The organism is Stenotrophomonas sp. GD03654 (genome assembly GCF_029845105.1).
Classification (GTDB): Bacteria; Pseudomonadota; Gammaproteobacteria; order Xanthomonadales; family Xanthomonadaceae; genus Stenotrophomonas; species Stenotrophomonas africana.
Genome location: NZ_JAOCLC010000037.1, coordinates 1 through 16,447, shown reverse-complemented (window position 1 = coordinate 16,447; position 16,447 = coordinate 1). Strand labels below are relative to the sequence as shown.

At 65.9% G+C, this 16,447-nt stretch carries 21 protein-coding genes, 1 tRNA gene and 1 riboswitch; of the genes, 13 read left to right on the top strand and 9 right to left on the bottom strand.

What is annotated here, in order from left to right; all coding sequences use genetic code 11:
* Positions 1 to 39: 39 nt before the first annotated feature.
* The gene (locus tag N5J73_RS14395; RefSeq protein ID WP_049447513.1) at positions 40 to 558 is read left to right on the top strand and encodes an ATP-binding protein; all 519 of its coding nucleotides are present in this window, start codon (positions 40 to 42) and stop codon (positions 556 to 558) included.
* Between the two features lie 10 nt (positions 559 to 568).
* On the opposite strand, the gene N5J73_RS14390 is transcribed toward N5J73_RS14395, so the two are convergent.
* Entirely contained in the window at positions 569 to 1,486 is a 918-nt protein-coding gene (locus N5J73_RS14390) for a LysR family transcriptional regulator (protein WP_049447512.1), read from the bottom strand.
* Positions 1,487 to 1,589: 103 nt separating this feature from the next.
* Between N5J73_RS14390 and N5J73_RS14385 the strand changes: the two genes are divergently transcribed.
* A complete protein-coding gene (locus tag N5J73_RS14385) occupies positions 1,590 to 2,609 on the top strand; it encodes an aldo/keto reductase (RefSeq protein ID WP_049447511.1) in 1,020 nt (339 codons plus the stop codon).
* Between the two features lie 20 nt (positions 2,610 to 2,629).
* Positions 2,630 to 3,040: an SRPBCC family protein gene (locus N5J73_RS14380; RefSeq protein WP_032959298.1), complete on the top strand. Its 411-nt coding sequence runs from the start codon at positions 2,630 to 2,632 to the stop codon at positions 3,038 to 3,040.
* Positions 3,041 to 3,098: 58 nt separating this feature from the next.
* On the opposite strand, the gene N5J73_RS14375 is transcribed toward N5J73_RS14380, so the two are convergent.
* Complete coding sequence (locus N5J73_RS14375) at positions 3,099 to 3,593, bottom strand: DUF6265 family protein (RefSeq protein ID WP_049447510.1); 495 nt, start codon at positions 3,591 to 3,593, stop codon at positions 3,099 to 3,101.
* A gap of 134 nt (positions 3,594 to 3,727) precedes the next feature.
* Between N5J73_RS14375 and N5J73_RS14370 the strand changes: the two genes are divergently transcribed.
* Positions 3,728 to 4,561, top strand: a complete 834-nt coding sequence (locus tag N5J73_RS14370) for an AraC family transcriptional regulator (protein ID WP_049447509.1) — start codon at positions 3,728 to 3,730, stop codon at positions 4,559 to 4,561.
* 4 nt (positions 4,562 to 4,565) lie between these two features.
* Here the strand turns inward: N5J73_RS14370 and crcB are convergent, their stop codons facing one another.
* Positions 4,566 to 4,958 carry a fluoride efflux transporter CrcB gene (gene crcB, locus N5J73_RS14365; RefSeq protein ID WP_049447508.1) on the bottom strand — a complete coding sequence of 131 codons (393 nt, stop codon included), beginning with the start codon at positions 4,956 to 4,958 and terminating at the stop codon, positions 4,566 to 4,568.
* A gap of 82 nt (positions 4,959 to 5,040) precedes the next feature.
* A riboswitch (Fluoride riboswitch) is annotated at positions 5,041 to 5,104 on the bottom strand.
* A gap of 22 nt (positions 5,105 to 5,126) precedes the next feature.
* Entirely contained in the window at positions 5,127 to 5,528 is a 402-nt protein-coding gene (locus N5J73_RS14360) for an XRE family transcriptional regulator (protein WP_049447507.1), read from the bottom strand.
* Between the two features lie 111 nt (positions 5,529 to 5,639).
* On the opposite strand from N5J73_RS14360, the gene N5J73_RS14355 reads away from it, so the two are divergent.
* Together N5J73_RS14355 and N5J73_RS14350 are read left to right on the top strand one after the other, a co-directional pair.
* On the top strand, positions 5,640 to 5,849 hold the full coding sequence (locus N5J73_RS14355; protein ID WP_049447506.1) for a hypothetical protein: 210 nt from the start codon (positions 5,640 to 5,642) through the stop codon (positions 5,847 to 5,849).
* Positions 5,850 to 6,202: 353 nt separating this feature from the next.
* Positions 6,203 to 6,439 (top strand): hypothetical protein, encoded by a 237-nt coding sequence (locus N5J73_RS14350; RefSeq protein ID WP_032128931.1) that lies wholly within the window; start codon positions 6,203 to 6,205, stop codon positions 6,437 to 6,439.
* A 1-nt stretch (position 6,440) separates the two neighbouring features.
* Here N5J73_RS14350 and N5J73_RS14345 read toward each other — a convergent pair whose 3' ends face one another.
* Together N5J73_RS14345 and N5J73_RS14340 are read right to left on the bottom strand one after the other, a co-directional pair.
* A complete protein-coding gene (locus N5J73_RS14345) occupies positions 6,441 to 7,490 on the bottom strand; it encodes a 4Fe-4S dicluster domain-containing protein (RefSeq protein WP_049447505.1) in 1,050 nt (349 codons plus the stop codon).
* Positions 7,487 to 7,774 (bottom strand): hypothetical protein, encoded by a 288-nt coding sequence (locus tag N5J73_RS14340; RefSeq protein ID WP_049447519.1) that lies wholly within the window; start codon positions 7,772 to 7,774, stop codon positions 7,487 to 7,489. Before N5J73_RS14340 ends, N5J73_RS14345 begins: the two co-directional genes overlap by 4 nt.
* Positions 7,775 to 7,953: 179 nt before the next feature.
* On the opposite strand from N5J73_RS14340, the gene N5J73_RS14335 reads away from it, so the two are divergent.
* Together N5J73_RS14335 and hemN are read left to right on the top strand one after the other, a co-directional pair.
* The gene (locus tag N5J73_RS14335) at positions 7,954 to 8,394 is read left to right on the top strand and encodes a group III truncated hemoglobin (RefSeq protein ID WP_049447504.1); all 441 of its coding nucleotides are present in this window, start codon (positions 7,954 to 7,956) and stop codon (positions 8,392 to 8,394) included.
* Positions 8,395 to 8,438: 44 nt separating this feature from the next.
* Complete coding sequence (gene hemN, locus N5J73_RS14330; RefSeq protein ID WP_049447503.1) at positions 8,439 to 9,848, top strand: oxygen-independent coproporphyrinogen III oxidase; 1,410 nt, start codon at positions 8,439 to 8,441, stop codon at positions 9,846 to 9,848.
* Positions 9,849 to 9,872: 24 nt separating this feature from the next.
* Here hemN and N5J73_RS14325 read toward each other — a convergent pair.
* A tRNA-Leu gene (locus N5J73_RS14325) sits at positions 9,873 to 9,959 on the bottom strand.
* A gap of 131 nt (positions 9,960 to 10,090) precedes the next feature.
* On the opposite strand from N5J73_RS14325, the gene N5J73_RS14320 reads away from it, so the two are divergent.
* From N5J73_RS14320 to N5J73_RS14305, 4 genes are all read left to right on the top strand, one after another.
* Complete coding sequence (locus N5J73_RS14320) at positions 10,091 to 10,525, top strand: BLUF domain-containing protein (RefSeq protein ID WP_049447502.1); 435 nt, start codon at positions 10,091 to 10,093, stop codon at positions 10,523 to 10,525.
* A gap of 141 nt (positions 10,526 to 10,666) precedes the next feature.
* Entirely contained in the window at positions 10,667 to 11,953 is a 1,287-nt protein-coding gene (locus N5J73_RS14315; protein ID WP_049447501.1) for a nucleotide sugar dehydrogenase, read from the top strand.
* Between the two features lie 55 nt (positions 11,954 to 12,008).
* Positions 12,009 to 13,631, top strand: coding sequence for an FMN-binding glutamate synthase family protein (locus tag N5J73_RS14310; protein ID WP_043402155.1), 1,623 nt, complete (start codon positions 12,009 to 12,011; stop codon positions 13,629 to 13,631).
* 102 nt (positions 13,632 to 13,733) lie between these two features.
* Positions 13,734 to 14,195 carry a GNAT family N-acetyltransferase gene (locus N5J73_RS14305; RefSeq protein ID WP_049447500.1) on the top strand — a complete coding sequence of 154 codons (462 nt, stop codon included), beginning with the start codon at positions 13,734 to 13,736 and terminating at the stop codon, positions 14,193 to 14,195.
* Positions 14,196 to 14,292: 97 nt separating this feature from the next.
* On the opposite strand, the gene N5J73_RS14300 is transcribed toward N5J73_RS14305, so the two are convergent.
* Both N5J73_RS14300 and N5J73_RS14295 read right to left on the bottom strand, forming a co-directional pair.
* Positions 14,293 to 15,540 carry a TIGR03862 family flavoprotein gene (locus N5J73_RS14300; RefSeq protein ID WP_049447499.1) on the bottom strand — a complete coding sequence of 416 codons (1,248 nt, stop codon included), beginning with the start codon at positions 15,538 to 15,540 and terminating at the stop codon, positions 14,293 to 14,295.
* Complete coding sequence (locus N5J73_RS14295) at positions 15,527 to 15,961, bottom strand: FKBP-type peptidyl-prolyl cis-trans isomerase (protein WP_049447498.1); 435 nt, start codon at positions 15,959 to 15,961, stop codon at positions 15,527 to 15,529. Before N5J73_RS14295 ends, N5J73_RS14300 begins: the two co-directional genes overlap by 14 nt.
* Before the next feature lie 69 nt (positions 15,962 to 16,030).
* Here N5J73_RS14295 and N5J73_RS14290 point away from each other — a divergent pair, with 69 nt between their 5' ends.
* Entirely contained in the window at positions 16,031 to 16,396 is a 366-nt protein-coding gene (locus N5J73_RS14290) for a DUF6164 family protein (RefSeq protein ID WP_049447497.1), read from the top strand.
* The last annotated feature ends 51 nt before the right edge of the window (positions 16,397 to 16,447 follow it).

The window sequence follows — 16,447 nt, the reverse complement described above, 5'->3', positions numbered from 1 at the left end:
CGCTCTTCCGGGTAATGGAATCCACCAAGGAGAACGCAGATGCACAACCTTTCATCGAACGACCCTGCGCCGACCCTGCACCTGGTGTGCGGCAAGATCGGTGCCGGAAAATCCACCCTGTCGCAGCAGTTGGCGTTGAAGCCGCGCCACGTATTGATCAGCGAAGATGCCTGGTTGGCGGCACTGTATCCGGGCGAGATCCATTCCATTGCCGACTATCTGCAGCGTGCAGCCACGTTGCGCAACGTGCTGGCCGATCATCTGCGCGCATTGCTGCAGGCGGGTGTTTCGGTGGTGCTCGATTTTCCATTCAATACGCCAGCCAGTCGCGCTTGGTCACGTGAAGTGTTCTCGCCGGCTGGCGCTGCACATCAACTGCATTTCCTCGATGTTGCCGACGAAGTCTGCAAGGCGCGGCTGCGCGCGCGCAATGCACTTGGCGAGCATCCGTTCCAGGCCAGCGACGAGGAGTTCGAACGGATCACCCGCCACTTCGTTGCACCGGCCCCGGAAGAGGGTTTCGTGGTGATGCGCTACACCGAGGCATGCCCGGCATAGCGCAGTCAGTTCAGTCGACGAAGGCCGGCTTGCCCTCGGTTGCGGTCTGCACCAGCGTCCTGCGGAAGGTCTCGACCAGCGGGCGCAGGTTGACGCGGTGCCAGGCCGCCCACAGCGGTGTGCGGTAGCTGAACCACGGCAGCTCGCGCAGCACCACACCCTCTGGTGCCTGATGGTCCAGGCTGCGCTGGAGGGTGGTCAGTCCCAGCCCCGCGGCGACCAGACCGAGCGCGGCCAGCGGCTCGGTCGCCTCCATGGCGATGGTCGGGGTGAAACCGGCCTTCGCACAGGCGGCGACGAAGGTGTCATGGCGCAGCGCGCTTTCCTTGTGCATCACGCCGATCCACTGCTGGCTGGCCAGATCCTCGGGCGTGATGGTCTCTGCAGTGGCCAATGGGTGGCCGGCCGGCAGCGCCAGCAGCATCGGATCGTTCAGCACCTGCGTGGCTTCCAGGTCTGGATCGTCGAACGCGGGTGGTTCGCAGACCAGGGCGATGTCCAGGCTGCGTTGGCGCAGGCCTTCCAGCTGCACGTCCGACTGCTGGTTGTACAGCGCGATGTGTACGGCAGGACGGCCGCCGCGCAGTTCGCGCAGGGCGGCGGGCAATACGCCGGAGTGCATCGCGTACTCCAGATAGCCGATGCACAGGCCACCTTCATCGCCGCGGCCGAGCCGGCGTGCCAGCGATTCCAGCCGATTGGCGTGGGTCAGCAGGGCGCGCGCCTCGGCGAGGAAGGTGCGGCCATCGGCGGTCAGCCGGATGCGCTGCTGCGAGCGTTCGAACAACTGCAGTTCCAGCCGTTCCTCCAGCTGGGCGATCTGCCGGCTGAGCGGGGATTGGGAGATGTGAAGGCGTTCGGCGGCGCGGCCAACGTGTTCATCTTCGGCGACGGCCACGAAATAGCGCAGTTGGCGGAGATCGAGCATAAGACCGTGTGGGACTCAAGATTGAGAAATTATGTCTTGGACAGTCTTATCGGGCAAGCCTAGCCTGTGTCCCAACCTCAACAACCTCCCCAAGGGGAACCCCATGAGCATCAACACATTGCTGGCTGGCAAGACCCTGGGCTTCGGTACCGCGCCGCTGGGCAACATGTTCCGTGACATCCCGGAAACCGAGGCCCAGGCCACGGTGGACGCGGCCTGGGAACAGGGCACCCGCTACTTCGATACCGCCCCGTTCTACGGCGCCGGCCTGGCCGAGATCCGGCTCGGAGAAGCACTGGCCAAGCGCAACCGCGACGACTTCGTGCTCAGCACCAAGGTCGGCCGCCTGATCCTGGACGAATTGGAAGACACCAGCGCCCGCGATCTTGGCGAGAAGGGCGGCCTGTTCGTCGCCGGCCGCCCCAACAAGCTGGTCAACGACTACTCGGCCGATGCCACCCTGCGCTCGATCGATGACAGCCTCAAGCGCCTGAAGACCGATCGTCTCGATATCGTCTGGGTGCACGACATCGCCCAGGACTTCTACGGCGATGAGTGGCTGTCGTACTTCGAGACCGCACGCCGCGGCGCCTTCAAGGTGCTGACCCGCCTGCGCGAGGAAGGCGTGATCAAGGCCTGGGGCCTGGGCGTCAACCGTGTCGAGCCGATCGAGCTGACCCTGGATCTGGACGAAGCCCGTCCGGACGGCTTCCTGCTGGCCGGCCGCTACTCGCTGCTCGACCACGAGCGTGCGCTGCAGCGGGTGATGCCGAAGGCGGCCGAACGCAACACCGGCATCGTGGTCGGCGGTCCGTACAGCTCCGGCGTGCTGGCCGGTGGCAGCCACTTCGAGTACCAGAAGGCGTCGCCGGAGATCCTGGCCAAGGTCGAGCGCATCAAGGCCATCGCGGCCGAGTACGGCATCAGCATCAAGGCGGCCGCCCTGCAGTTCTCGCTGGCCAACCCGGCAGTGGCTGCGGTGATTCCGGGCGCCAGCCGTCCCGAGCGCATCGCCGAAGACTACGCCGCACTGAAGGAAATCATCCCGGCCGGGTTCTGGCAGGAACTGCGCGCCCAGCGCCTGGTCGCGGCCAACGCCCCGCTGCCGATCGACAACATCTGAGTCACGAAGGAGACATTCCCATGGCAACTGCTTCTGTATCCATCACCGTGCCGACCCCGGCCGACCAGGTCTGGGACCTCATCGGCGGCTTCGATTCACTGCCCGACTGGCTTCCGTACATTCCCCAGAGCACGCTCAGCGATGGCGGTCGCGTGCGCCATCTGGCCAATCCCGACGGCGATGCCATCGTCGAGCGCCTGGAAGCCTTCGACCAGGCCGATCGCAGCTACACCTACTCGATCCTGCAGGCGCCGTTCCCGGTTACCGGCTATCGCTCCACGCTGCGTGTGGTCGAGCAGGGCGGCGGTTCGCGGATCGACTGGTCCGGTGAGTTCACTCCGATGGGCGTCAGCAACGAAGAAGCGTCCGCGCTGTTCGAGGGCATCTACCGCGATGGCCTGAAGGCATTGGAAACCACGCTGGCCGGGTGAATACCCGCGTGGCGTTGGCCGCATGCAGACGCCCCGGCCGGTCCGGGGCGTTTGCGTGTCAGTGTGCGGGCGTCGGCCCACCGCAGGCGACGCGATGCATGGGAAAGTCCATTGCCTGCTTCGGATTGTCCTGCGCGATCTCGATGCGTGCATGCGCGCGCTGGTCGTCGAGGCGCCGATAGTGGATACGCTGTGGGAAGTCGTTGGCGGGATTCTCGAACACGGCTTCATTGCCATCGACCCGGGTGGCGTTGAAGTCCGTGGCGTTCTGGCCAGAGGGCAGGGCGGTCAGCACCAGGCGGCCGTCGTCATGCTGGCGCAGCTGCATGAACTCGAAGCCCACGGTACGGCCGTCACGCAGGCTGCGGCTGCTGCCGAACAGGGTGTTTCCAGCCAGGCTGGACCATTGCTCGCCGGCTCCGGCCGGCTGGCCATCAAGCTGCCAGCAACCGGCCAGCCAGGCCAGGTGTTCGATCTTTGATGGTGAGGCGGACAGTGCGTGCGGGGCCGCGAGCAGCAGCGGCAACAGGGCCAGAGCGATGCGGAGCGACATCGGTGCCTCCATGCGTGGGAATGTGCGGCCTGTATAGCGCCCGGGCGATCACGCGGCCAGTGCCGTCCTTTCCAGTGTTGATTCCGATACGATCTGTCGCATTGAGCTTGTCTCGCTTGACCCGGAGTCCCGTCATGGTCGACCGCCTCGCCATCCTGCTTGAACGTTTTGCGGTCACCGCCTCGGTATTCCATGCGGGTGCGCTATGCGGCATCAACACGCTGGACGGCGAGGACGAGGCCGGCCAGCTGCATCTGGTGCGGCGCGGGCCGCTGCAGGTCAGCCACGGGCAACAGACCGTGCAGGTCCAAGTACCGAGTCTGCTGCTGTATCCGCGGCCGATGCCGCATCGCTTCAGTACCGACCCGCAGCAGGGCGCCGACATGGCCTGCGCCAACCTGCATTTCGAGGGCGGCCGGCTCAATCCGATCAGCGCTGCACTGCCTGATTTCATCTGCCTGCCGCTGGCCGATCTGTATGGCGGCAACGCGGCGCTGGAACTGCTGTTCGAAGAGGCGTTCGAGCAGCGCTGCGGGCGGGCGGCGATGGTCAACCGGCTGTTCGAGGTGGTGATGATCCAGGTGCTGCGCCAGCTGATGGAAGGCGGCGAGATGCGTGGCGGCCTGTTCGCCGGGCTGGGTCATCCGAGGTTGCGGCTGGCATTGGTGGCGATGCATGAAGCGCCCGCACGGTCCTGGACCCTGGAAGACCTGGCCGAGGTTGCCGGCATGTCACGCAGCGTGTTCGCCGCCAGCTTCCGCGAGGCGATGGGCACCACGCCGGGCCAGTACCTGCAGGGTTGGCGGGTCGGGCTCGCGCAGCAGGCCCTGCGACAGGGACGGCCGCTGAAGCGGATCGCCGATGATGTGGGCTATGGCAGCGAAGCGGCGCTGTCGCGTGCGTTCAAGTCGCACACCGGGCAGTCGCCGCGGGAATGGCGCGGGCAGGTACGGGTCAGCGCCGCCTGATCGGTCAGCCCAGCACCAGCCGGGTCAGCTTCATGCCACCGAACAGACCGGCCAGGCCCAGCGCCACCGAGCCACCGGCATACAGTGCGGCCAGCCCATGCTGGCCACGCTGCAGCAGCAGGCCGATCTCCAGCGCGTAGGTGGAAAATGTGGTGTAGCCGCCGAGGATGCCGGTGGCCAGCAACAGGCGCAGCTGCGGCGAGGCGCCATTGCGCATGGCGAAGACCTCGACCACCACGCCCATCAGCAGCGCACCGCTGATGTTGATCAGGAAGGTCGACCAGGGCCAGGGACTGCCGACCGCCACCCGCGCGCCGATCAGATTGCAGGCGTGGCGCAGGCAGGCGCCGATGCCGCCGCCGACGAAGACCAGGAAATAATTGTTCAATGCTTGCATGGCGTGCCTCGAATGCGGGTTCGCAGGGTCAATGGCGAACGCCGAGGGCAGGCACGACCTGCCGTCGACGAACACCGGGTTCGTCCTGGCAGGAGCCATCAGCCTTCTCAGGCGGTTATCGGGGGAGCCCCATCCCCATCGCGGTCCATGCTACCAGCGGCGGTGCATTCACGTCATCGAGGTCGTCAGAACGCGAGCCACCTTGCTGCGGCTGAAGCCGTCCATCAGCAGTTCGAACGCGAGCAGATCCAGCGCCGCATGGCGGCGATGGTCGATCTCCAGCCCGTTCTCGGCCACCAGATGGCTGACCAGCTCGTAGGCGTCCTGCCAGACATCCAGATGGGCCTGGCTGGGGATGTAGGCGCTGCCAGGTTCGCCGACGCCGAGCCCGCTCACTCCGTACAGAAGTTCGCGCGCGTCCATCTTGGCCGCATCGGCGATACGGAACAGCTGTTCGGCCTTCACATGCGAAGCGCTCACATGGTCGTTGAGCCAGTTGCTGATGGTTGCCGTCGTTGATTTGGCGGCGCGGGCCAGAGCGGCCGGGCGTGGGTGCCCGGCTTTCTTCATGGCGATAGCGAGTCGTTGGCCGAGAGTATTCATCTATGCAAGCCAGCTTAACGCGTGGAATGCGAAGAAGCCTTGTCACAAGAATAAGGTTGGTTAACAGAAGGACCGACCGTGACCGAATTCTGGAGCAAACGGCAGGTGCGCACCCGGCTGGGATTCCGCACCGACGCCGAACTGGCCCGCTTCTTTGGCATCAGCCGTTCTGCAGTGTCGCAATGGCCGAGGGACTTTCCGATTCCGGCCCTGCGGCAGTACATCCTGCATCAGCGCTATCCGAACCTGTTCCCCACGACAGAGGCGTCGACGGGCGAATCCATCTGACTTGCGCCGCCTTTTGTCGCATCTAGCACGCTAAGCGTATTTTGCTAAGTATGCTTAGCAGAATAGGCAAAATCGATCGATCTGAAGGGCGCAATCGGTGCCATCTACTGGGGGAGTCGGTCCATGGTTCCCGCTACCTGTCGGCTTCACCCCATCCGGGGGAACCAGGTCCCCGTATGTAGTTTCGTGAACGATTAATAATTTCAATCACGAAAGTCGCTGCATGTAATTGACCTGTCGTGAAATCTATGACTAATTGGTATCAACCGGGTGTGAAGCACGGGAGTCTTTCAGTAGCACGCAAGTGAGTCGGTAGACCGTCAACGATGCAGAACAAGTCCAACGGAGGTCGTATGGAATACGGCATGCATGGCTTGGCTGAACGGGTACGCCGCGAACTGGAAGCCAGTTATCACAAACACGGATGCGGTCCGGCGTTCTGGGATACCTACCAGCAGGTGCTGGACCGCCTGGTCCCGCAGGGGACCGAGCGTACCGAAGTCACCAACGAAATGGCGCTGATCATCGAGCAGTTGGGCATCGTGCGACGTGCGCAGCTGGTTCCGCCGCACGCCAGCGGGTCGCGTTGATTCAGAGCAGGCGCCAGAGGCCGCAGGCAAGCAGCGCCAACAGCATCGACAACAGGGCCAGGGTTCGTGGTCGCCACCAGCGCCGCGGTTGTCCGGCCATCGCCTGCGGACTGCAGTAACGCACCAGCCCCGGACCGAAGCCGGCCCGGTGCTGTTGTTGTGCGCAGGCCTCCAGGCAGGCGCCGCAGGCAAGGCAATCGGCCTGCGGCCCCTGGCGGATGTCCAGCTGCATTGGGCAGGCGCTGACACACGCAGCGCAGTCGGTGCAGTCACCGAGACGATCGGCGCTGAAGGTCGGCGTCGGTCCGGCCAGCAGCGGATGCGCAGCGCGGAACACGTAGTCCTGCGCAGTTGTTGGATCGAGCAGGCCACGACCGCGACCGAGCACGCCGCCCAGACCGGACGGACGCGGTCCGCGTGGCTCGCCGCGGCGGGCGTCGTACAGCATGCGTGGCGTATGCGGATCGGTCAGCAATGGCTGCATGCGTGCGAACGGGCACAACGAACGGCAGACCTGCTCGCGCAGGAACCCGGCGTTTCCCCAGGTGGCAGCGGCGTAGAACAGCACCCAGAAGGTCTCCCAGCTGCTCCAGCCAGCGTTGGGCGCAGCGACCACCAGTTCGGCGATGGGGCTGAACAGACCGACGAAGGTGATCCCGGTCCATAGCGACAACAGCCCCCAAGCCAGCTGGGTGGCCGGGCGCGCAGCCGAGGCGGGAAGCCACCGGGACGCGGCACGGGCGGTCCCGTCGAAGGCCCGGCGCCACAGGGTCTGGGGGCAGGCGTGGCCGCACCAGATGCGCCCGGCGACGTGGGTGAGCAGCGCAAGGCCCACCGCAATCGCCGCCAGCAGTCCGATCAGCACACCGACGTCGCTGGGCCACAACGTCCAGCCGAACAGGTCGAAGCGCCGGGCATTGATGTCCAGCAGCAACGCCTGGCGCCCGTCCCAGCGTAACCACGGCAGCGCGTAGAACAGGGCCAGCAGAACAGCGTGGAAGGTGCCGCGCCAATGCAAGGGGCGCGGTGTCGTTGTGCAGGGTGTGCTCATCCCAGCGGCAGCTCCTCGTCGTCGTCGCTCGGCATCGGTCGTTGCAGGTACCAGGTGACCGCGCTGGACAGCGCCGTTACGGTCCAGAACATGAAGAAGCCTGCGGTATAGCCCAGCTCGCGGCTGATGGTGGTGTCCGGGAAGCTGATCGCCTGCAGGCGCAACGGATCGACGAAAGCGAAGAACACCACGCTGGCCGCGCCGGCTGCGATGAAGCTGGGCCAGAGGATGGCGCCCCAATGCTGTATCAGCCGCTGGCGGCGGTTGGAAAAAGGTCTGTTCATGCTGTCCCGGATCGAAAAGTGGGCGGCGCGTATACTCCGCCAAAGCTGGCGCAGCATCCGCAGGGCATGCTTCCTGCAAGCGTGCCAGCCTAGGTGCAGCGGACTGCACCGACATTGATCTGGATCAACGGCGCTGCCGCCTGGGTGCGGCACATTGCCGGCACGCTTTGGATACCCCGATGAACGCACTACCGCCGCCCGTCCCCCCCGTCGCCTCGCCCGAGCTGTGCACCGAGCAGGAAGTGACCCGCCTGGTCCACGATTTCTATGCCCGTGTGCGTGAGGAAGAGCGGCTGGGACCGGTGTTCGAGGCGCACGTGCATGATTGGCCGGACCATCTGGCGCAGCTGGTCGACTTCTGGTCGGCGATGCTGCGCGGCACCCGGCGCTTCAAGGGTTCGCCGATGTCCAAGCACATGGCCATCGAGCTGGACAAAGACCTGTTCGACCGCTGGCTGGTGCTGTTCCGGATCACCACCGCCGAATGCAACAACCCGCCGATGCAGGAGCTAGCCAACGACGTGGCCGCGCGCATCGGTGACACCTTCTGGAAGCGCTACCAGATGCTGCGCTGGCCGCAGGTCGGCCTGCCGGTGCTGGGTATGCCCGCCAAGGATTGATCTGGGTCAAGGCGGCGCGGGCCGTCCGGCGCGATGCTGACGGCATGGACACGTTCTCTCCCGCCGCCGGTGGCCTGGCCTGGACCTTCGACCCCGACCTTCTGCGCCGGCACGACCGGCCGGGCCCGCGCTACACCTCGTACCCGACCGCACCGCATTTCCATGATGGCTTCGACGCGCCGGCACTGCGCCAGGCGATCGCCGACAGCAACCAGCTGGCCCGCGCGCTGTCGCTGTACGTGCATGTGCCGTTCTGCTCCAGCCCGTGCTTCTACTGCGGCTGCAACCGGGTGATCACCCGCGATCGCGGTCGTGGCCACAGCTACGTCTCGCGCGTGCTGGCCGAGGCCGATCTGCTGGCGCCGCAGTTCGAGGATGGTCGCGAGGTGATCCAGCTGCATCTGGGCGGTGGTACGCCGAACTTTCTTGATGCCGAGGCGATGACCACGCTGGTGGAAGGGCTGCGCCGGCGTTTCGATTTCAGCGATTCGCCACAGCGCGATTTCTCGATCGAACTCGATCCGCGCTTCATCGATACCCGCGACGTTGCCATGCTGGCGCGACTGGGCTTCAACCGGGCCAGCCTGGGCGTGCAGGATTTCGACCCGCAGGTGCAGGAATCGATCAATCGCTTACAGGGCGTGCAGCAGACGCTGGACATCCTGCGCGCCTGCCGCGACAGCGGCATGCGTTCAGTCAACGTCGACCTGATCTATGGCCTGCCGGGACAGAGCCTGGAAGGATTCGGCCGAACCCTCGAACGGGTGCTGGCGCTGCGCCCGGATCGCCTGGCGGTGTATGGCTATGCGCATCTGCCGCACCTGTTCCGCGCGCAGAAACAGATCGACGAAAGCCGTTTGCCTTCGCCCGAAGAAAAGCTGGCATTGCTGGGTCTGGCGGTGGAGAAGCTCTCTGCCGCAGGCTATCAGTACATCGGCATGGATCACTTTGCACTGCCGGAAGAGGATCTGTCGCGCGCACAGCGCGCCGGCCAGCTGCATCGCAACTTCATGGGCTATACCACCCACGCCGATACCGATCTGCTTGGCCTGGGCGTGAGTGCGATCAGCCACATCGGTGCCACCTACAGCCAGAATCCGCGCGACCTGCCGGCGTGGGAGGATGCGGTGGACCAGGGCCAGCTGCCGGTCTGGCGCGGCGTGGCGCTGAGTGCCGACGACCAGCTGCGCGCGGAACTGATCCAGCAGTTGATGTGCCAGGGCGAGGTGGATGGCGCCCTGTTGGGGCGGCGCCATGGCATCGATTTCGCGCAGTACTTCGCCGAGGACCTGCATTCGGTACAGCGGCTGCAGGAAGACGGACTGGCCGAGTACCGCGATGGCGTGGTGCGTGCCAGCGAACCTGGACGACCGTTGCTGCGGTTGCTGGCGATGTGCTTCGACCCGTATCTGCGTGCCGCGCACGAGCAACCGCGTTACTCGCGGGCGATCTGAGAGGGGGGGGGCGCTGCGCGCGTATGGTGCCCGGAGCCGGAATCGAACCGGCATGGGGTTGCCCCCGGCGGATTTTAAGTCCGATGCGTCTACCAGTTTCGCCATCCGGGCCTGCAGCGCGGCGCCGATTGTAGCCCACCTGCGGTAGCGCAACCGGATTCCATCGCGGCGGCAGCGTGCTTAACTGTCGATCGCATTCATGTCATAGTCCCTGCCACCGTTCCCAGGGGGGGAGCCACCTGATGTCGCTGCACGCGATCGCCTATACCAGTGAGGCCCGCGCCGATCTGCAGGCAACCGATCTTGACCGCCTGCTGGCCGACGCCACGGCATTCAATCGTGTAGCCGGTGTCACCGGTGTCCTGATGTTCGACGGAGCACGCTTTCTCCAGCATCTGGAAGGCCCGGAGGACGGCATCGATTCGGTGTTCCAGCGCATCCTCAATGCGCGCAGCCACGGGCAGCTGAAAGTGCTGTGCCGTGCCCCCGTGGTGCAGCGCGTATTTCCGCGCTGGTCGATGGGCACGCGACGGATCGAGCCGGAGCTGCTGGCGCAGATTGCCGATGCCGCGTGGCCCGGCTTCCTGCTTGGCAGCGGTGGATTCGAGCGTCTGCTGCAGGCCTGGACCGGCGCCGACGGTGAACTGGAACCGGCCGCGGTGGCGTTGGGGTCCTGAGCCCGCCTTGGCGGCAGGGTGCCGGGGCCGGTAGGCTGTAGCCTTTCTGGCGCAGGTTTCCGGAGTGGTGCAGCAAATGAGTGTGTTGGCCGAAACCCTGCCAGCGTGTGTGCGATTGCATCCGTTGCACGGGATGTGCCGATGAGTGCGCCGGTAGCGGCGGCCAGCGCGCCCCGGTTTGCGGTGATCGGCCTGGGCTACGTCGGCCTGCCGTTGGCGGTGGCGTTTGGCCGGCAGTGGCCGACGTTGGGCTTCGATATCGATGCCGGTCGCATCGCCGAGCTGCGCAGCGGCCAGGACCACACGCTGGAATTGGAAGCCGACGAGCTGGCCAGTGCACAGCAGCTGCAGTACGGCAGCGATCCGGTCCTGCTCGATGCATGCAACGTCTACATCGTCACCGTGCCGACCCCGATCGATGCATACGAGCAGCCTGATCTGGAGCCCCTGCGTTCGGCGACACGGCTGATTGCCAGTCATCTTCGCGCCGGCGATCTGGTGATCTACGAGTCCACGGTGTACCCCGGTACCACCGAGGAAGTGTGCGTGCCGCTGCTGGAACAGGGTTCGGGCCTGCGCTTCAACGAAGACTTCTACTGCGGCTACAGCCCGGAACGGGTCAGTCCCGGCGACCGCCAGCGGCGCCTGGCCGACATCCGCAAGATCACTTCCGGCTCGACACCGGAAGTCGCTGCGGTGATTGATGGTCTCTACCAGCGCATCATCGCCGCCGGTACGTTCCCGGCGCCTTCGATGCGGGTGGCCGAAGCGGCCAAGGTGGTCGAGAACATCCAGCGCGACGTCAACATCGCGCTGGTCAACGAGCTGGCCCTGATCTTCGACAGGCTTGGCATCGATACCCAGGACGTGCTGGACGCCGCCGGCAGCAAGTGGAATTTCCTGCCGTTCCGGCCGGGGCTGGTTGGTGGTCACTGCATCGGCGTCGATCCGTACTATCTGCTGCACAAGTCCGAGAGCGTGGGCTATCACCCGGACCTGATCCACACCGCGCGACAGGTCAACAACCGCGTAGGCGAGCACGTGGCGGCGCGGGTGCTGGCGATGCTGGCCGAGCGTGGCCGTGTGCCAGCGGACGCACGCATCCTGGTGCTGGGCGTGACCTTCAAGGAGGACTGCCCGGACCTGCGCAACAGCCGCGCGCTGGAACTGGCGCAACGGCTGCGCGATGCCGGTGCGCAGGTGGAGGTCAGCGATCCGTGGGTCGGCCCGGCGGCATTGACCGGCGAGGGCTTGGACTGGCTGGCCGAGCCTGGGGCGGGGCGCTATGACGCGGTGGTGCTGGCAGTGGCCCATGCCCGCTTCAAGGCGATGGATGAAGGTGCAATCCGGGCGCTGCTGGCGCCAGGTGGCCTGGTCTACGACGTGAAGTCGGCCTGGCCGCGCAACGTGGTTGACGATCGTTTGTAAGCCTTGGCAGCGAGCGGCGCGGTAGACTCGGGGGCAGTTGCAACCGAGGAAAGCCATGCACCGGTATATCGTCTACCTGCTCGCCATCCTGATGTTCCCGATATGCCTGTGGCTGGCCACGATCTGGCCGGCCTGGTATTGGGGCGTCGGCCTGACTGCCGCGATGGTGGCGCTGGGGACCTGGGATCTGCTGCAGAAGCGCAGCACGCTGCGCCGCAACTATCCGGTGATGGCGCACTTCCGCTACGGGCTGGAATCGATCGGCCCGGAGATCCGCCAGTACTTCGTGCAGAGTGACCTGGAAGACGTGCCGTTCTCGCGCCAGCAGCGGGCACTGATCTACCAGCGCGCCAAGAACGAGATGGACACGGTGCCGTTCGGTACCCTGCGCAGCACCTATGCGGTGGACTACGAGTGGATCAACCATTCGCTGGCGCCAACCGCCATCGCCAAGCATGACTTCCGCGTGTTGATCGGCCCGAACTGTGCCAAGCCCTATTCGGCCAGCGTGTTCAACATCTCGGCGATGAGCTTCGGTTCACTGTCGGCCAACGCCATCCGTGCGCTGAACGAAGGCGCGCGCCAGGGCGGCTTCTACCACGACACCGGCGAGGGCTCGATTTCGCCCTACCACCGCGAGATGGGCGGTGACCTGGTGTGGGAGATCGGCTCGGGCTACTTCGGTTGCCGTGACGAGAAGGGCGGTTTCAGCGAGGAACGCTTCGTTGCCAACGCCACCCATGACCAGGTCAAGATGATCGAGATCAAGCTGTCGCAGGGCGCCAAGCCGGGCCACGGTGGCGTGCTGCCGGCGCCGAAGGTGACGGCCGAGATCTCGGTGACGCGTGGCGTGCCGATGGGGGTGGACTGCGTGTCGCCATCGCGTCACTCGGCGTTCTCGACGCCGGTCGAGCTGCTGCAGTTCGTCGCCCGCCTGCGCGAGCTTTCTGGTGGCAAGCCGGTCGGTTTCAAGCTGGCCATCGGCCACCCGTGGGAGTGGTTCGGCATTGCCAAGGCGATGCAGGAAACCGGATTGCTGCCGGATTTCATCGTGGTCGACGGCGCCGAGGGCGGCACCGGTGCGGCACCGGCAGAGTTCGTCGACCATGTCGGCGTGCCGATGCACGAGGCGCTGCTGCTGGTGCATAACACCCTGGTCGGCCTCGACCTGCGCGACCGCATCCGCATCGGTGCGGCGGGCAAGATCACCAGCGCGTTCGATATCGCGCGGACCATCGCGCTGGGGGCCGACTGGTGCAATGCCGGACGAGGCTTCATGTTCGCGCTGGGCTGCATCCAATCACTGAGCTGTCACACCGACAAGTGCCCGACCGGCATCGCGACCCAGGATCCCGCGCGCTGGAAGCATCTGGATGCACCGGACAAGGCCACCCGTGTGTACAGCTACCACGAGCACACGCTGCATGCCTTGAAGGAACTGCTGTGTGCCGCGGGCCTGAACGATCCGGCGGAACTGGGGCCGGAACACATCCTGCGCCGTGTTTCGCCGGTGGAGATCCGTTCGCTGGCCTCGCTGTACCGCTACCTGGAACCGGGCGAGCTGCTGCACAAGGTGCCAGACCATGCGGTGTTCCATGCGTTCTGGGCCGATGCGCGCAGCGACTCGTTCCAGCCGCCGCCGAAGATCCAGGCGCTGCGCGCCAGCAAGTCGCGATAACGATTCTGTAGAGTCGAGCCATGCTCGACTGCCTTTCGATCGGGCATCGCGACGTCGAAACGAAGAACGGTCGAGCATGGCTCGACGCTACAAGGAGATGTCATGCAGTTCAGGACCGGCACCATGGACGACGTGGCCACGCTGTGGGTATTGCGTACGCGGTGCGTTCGCGAGACCTGCAGCAGTCATTACCCACACGAGGTCATCGCGCCATGGTCGGCCTCGCCGCCACCGTTGCAGTACGCGCGGCTGTTGTCGCAGGGCGGTTGCGTGGTGGCCGAGGACCGCGAGGGTGCCCTGCTTGGTTTCGGGGTGTTCGATGTCGATGCCAATGAAGTCGATGCGTTGTTCGTTGATCCCGATCGTGGCGGCCAGGGCATCGGCCAGGCGCTGATGCAGCGGTTGCTGGCAATGGCCGATCCTGAGCGTGAGGTGGTGCTGTCGGCGTCGCTCAATGCCGTGCCGTTCTATCAACGGCAGGGCTTCGTCAGCGTGCGCGAAGAGGCCTACCCACATCCCAGCGGCGTGGCGCTGGCCTCGGTGAGCATGCGCCGGCCGTGGTGATGTAGCTCGACGGCTTTTGTAGCGTCGAGCCATGCTCGACTGCTTTTGATTCAATCGATGAAGCAGTCGATCATGGCTCGACGCTACAAGGCAGGCGTCACCGCTCCGCCAGCCACCCGATCACGCCTTCCGCAGCACGCAGGCCACTGGCGTAGCACGCGGTCAGCAGGTAGCCACCCGTCGGTGCCTCCCAGTCCAGCATCTCGCCGGCACAGAACACGCCGGGCACTGCCCGCAGCATCAGGCCATCATCCAGCGCATCCAGGCGTACGCCACCGGCGGTGCTGATCACCTCGGCCATCGGCCGGGGACGCAGCAGCCGTAGCGGCAGGCGCTTGAGCGTAGCCGCCACGGCAGGCAGGTCGTTGCCCGCTTCTTTACCCAGAATCTCGAACACCAGTGCGGCCTTCACTGCATCCAGGCCGGCCTGGCGGCGCAGGTGCTCGCCGAAGCTGCGGCCCTTGCGCGGGCGTGACAGATCGGCCAACAGGCGCGCCTCGTCGCGGCCCGGCACCAGGTCCAGCCACAGCATCGCGTGGCCATCGCGGTTGATGGTCTCGCGCAGGTCCGCCGCCAGCGCATAGATCAGGCTGCCTTCGATGCCGTACTCGCTGGCCACGCATTCGCCCTGCAGCGACTGTGGCTGTCCGGCCAGGTCGATCCAGTGCGCGACCACCGGCTTCAACGGCGCGCCGGCATTGCGCTGGGCGAAGAACGGGGTCCAGTCCACGTCGAAACCGCAGTTGGCCGACTGTAGCGGTGCGATGTCCACGCCACGGGCCTGCAGTGGCGTGACCCAGGCGCCGTTGCTGCCCAGCTGCGGCCAGCTGCCGCCGCCCATGGCCAGCAGAGTGGCATCGGCGTGTACTTCAACGGCGCCGTCTTCGGTTTCAAATCGCAGGGCACCGTCGTCACTCCAGCCGATCCAGCGGTGGTTGGCGTGCAGGCGCACCCCCTGTTCTTTCAGGCGGCGCACCCAGCCGCGCAGCAGCGGCGCAGCCTTGCGGTCGACCGGGAACACGCGGCCGGAGCTGCCGACGTAGGTTTCCACGCCGAAGCCAGCGGCCCAGTCACGCAGCGCCTGCGCGTCGAAGCCATCCAGCCATCTGCCCACGGCAGAGGCCTGCTCGCGGTAACGGCTGTCGAACAGCGGCCGCGGATCGGAATGGGTGAGGTTGAGACCGCCCTTGCCGGCGATCAGGAACTTGCGGCCAGGCGAACCCTTGGCCTCGTACAGGTCAACGTCCAGCCCCGCAGCGCACAGGCGCTCGGCGGCGAACAGGCCGGCCGGGCCACCGCCGATGACGGCGACCCGATGGGGCGTTGCGGTATTACGGTTTGACATCGAGCAGCTCGACATCGAACACCAGCGACGAGCCGGCCGGGATCTGGCCAACCCGGCGGTCGCCGTAGCCGTAGTCCGGCGGGATCATCAGCGTGCGCTTGCCGCCGACCTTCATGCCGGCCACGCCTTCATCCCAGCCGCGGATGACCTGGCCGGCGCCGAGCGCGAAGGTGAACGGTTCGCCACGGCTGACCGAGCTGTCGAAGGTCTTGCCGTGCTTGGTTTCGGTGCGGTTGTCGTAGATCCAGCCGGTGTAGTGCACGGTGACCTTGTTGCCGGCAACGGCTTCGGCGCCAGTACCGGGCACGGTGTCGATGCGCTCGAAGGTGGTCAGGGTGCCACCCGGCGGCGGGCCGGACGGTTCGGTCGAGCAGCCAGCGGCGGCGAGGGACAGCAGCAGGGGAAGCAGCAGGCGGCGCATCGGGCGTCTCCGTTAAGGCGCAGGGCGAGGGCGGCAAGGGTAGCGCATCGGCGCCGGGTATCATGGGGCATGGCAAAACTCCTGCTCAATCTGCGCAATGTCGGCGACGACGAATATGCCGATGTCTGCACGCTGCTCGACCAGCACGGCATCGCCTGGTACCGCACCGAACCCAGCCCCTGGGGCATTTCCAACGGCGGCCTGTGGCTGCGCGAGGACACGGATCATCCGCGTGCGAAGGCGCTGATGGCGGAATATCAGGCCGAACGCGGGCCACGCATCCGTGCCGAGCGTGAGCGGGCGTTGCGCGAGGGCACGGCGGAGACGTTCGGCAGCCTGTTCCGGCGGCGGCCGCTGTTCGTGGTGCTGGTGCTGCTGGCGATGGCCGCTGCGGCGGCGCTGGTGCTGCTGCCGTTCGTGTTGCTGCGGGGGTAAGGGGTTTCGGCCGGGTTGCACCCGGCACCCGCAGACGCAACGGCAACGTCA

Bases quoted from the DNA above. Each gene is read 5' to 3' on its own strand.
- N5J73_RS14395 (WP_049447513.1), top strand. From the start codon at position 40: ATGCACAACCTTTCATCGAACGACCCTGCGCCGACCCTGCACCTGGTG.
- N5J73_RS14390 (WP_049447512.1), bottom strand. From the start codon at position 1,486: ATGCTCGATCTCCGCCAACTGCGCTATTTCGTGGCCGTCGCCGAAGAT.
- N5J73_RS14385 (WP_049447511.1), top strand. From the start codon at position 1,590: ATGAGCATCAACACATTGCTGGCTGGCAAGACCCTGGGCTTCGGTACC.
- N5J73_RS14380 (WP_032959298.1), top strand. From the start codon at position 2,630: ATGGCAACTGCTTCTGTATCCATCACCGTGCCGACCCCGGCCGACCAG.
- N5J73_RS14375 (WP_049447510.1), bottom strand. From the start codon at position 3,593: ATGTCGCTCCGCATCGCTCTGGCCCTGTTGCCGCTGCTGCTCGCGGCC.
- N5J73_RS14370 (WP_049447509.1), top strand. From the start codon at position 3,728: ATGGTCGACCGCCTCGCCATCCTGCTTGAACGTTTTGCGGTCACCGCC.
- crcB (WP_049447508.1), bottom strand. From the start codon at position 4,958: ATGCAAGCATTGAACAATTATTTCCTGGTCTTCGTCGGCGGCGGCATC.
- N5J73_RS14360 (WP_049447507.1), bottom strand. From the start codon at position 5,528: ATGAAGAAAGCCGGGCACCCACGCCCGGCCGCTCTGGCCCGCGCCGCC.
- N5J73_RS14350 (WP_032128931.1), top strand. From the start codon at position 6,203: ATGGAATACGGCATGCATGGCTTGGCTGAACGGGTACGCCGCGAACTG.
- N5J73_RS14345 (WP_049447505.1), bottom strand. From the start codon at position 7,490: ATGAGCACACCCTGCACAACGACACCGCGCCCCTTGCATTGGCGCGGC.
- N5J73_RS14340 (WP_049447519.1), bottom strand. From the start codon at position 7,774: ATGAACAGACCTTTTTCCAACCGCCGCCAGCGGCTGATACAGCATTGG.
- N5J73_RS14335 (WP_049447504.1), top strand. From the start codon at position 7,954: ATGAACGCACTACCGCCGCCCGTCCCCCCCGTCGCCTCGCCCGAGCTG.
- hemN (WP_049447503.1), top strand. From the start codon at position 8,439: ATGGACACGTTCTCTCCCGCCGCCGGTGGCCTGGCCTGGACCTTCGAC.
- N5J73_RS14320 (WP_049447502.1), top strand. From the start codon at position 10,091: ATGTCGCTGCACGCGATCGCCTATACCAGTGAGGCCCGCGCCGATCTG.
- N5J73_RS14315 (WP_049447501.1), top strand. From the start codon at position 10,667: ATGAGTGCGCCGGTAGCGGCGGCCAGCGCGCCCCGGTTTGCGGTGATC.
- N5J73_RS14310 (WP_043402155.1), top strand. From the start codon at position 12,009: ATGCACCGGTATATCGTCTACCTGCTCGCCATCCTGATGTTCCCGATA.
- N5J73_RS14305 (WP_049447500.1), top strand. From the start codon at position 13,734: ATGCAGTTCAGGACCGGCACCATGGACGACGTGGCCACGCTGTGGGTA.
- N5J73_RS14300 (WP_049447499.1), bottom strand. From the start codon at position 15,540: ATGTCAAACCGTAATACCGCAACGCCCCATCGGGTCGCCGTCATCGGC.
- N5J73_RS14295 (WP_049447498.1), bottom strand. From the start codon at position 15,961: ATGCGCCGCCTGCTGCTTCCCCTGCTGCTGTCCCTCGCCGCCGCTGGC.
- N5J73_RS14290 (WP_049447497.1), top strand. From the start codon at position 16,031: ATGGCAAAACTCCTGCTCAATCTGCGCAATGTCGGCGACGACGAATAT.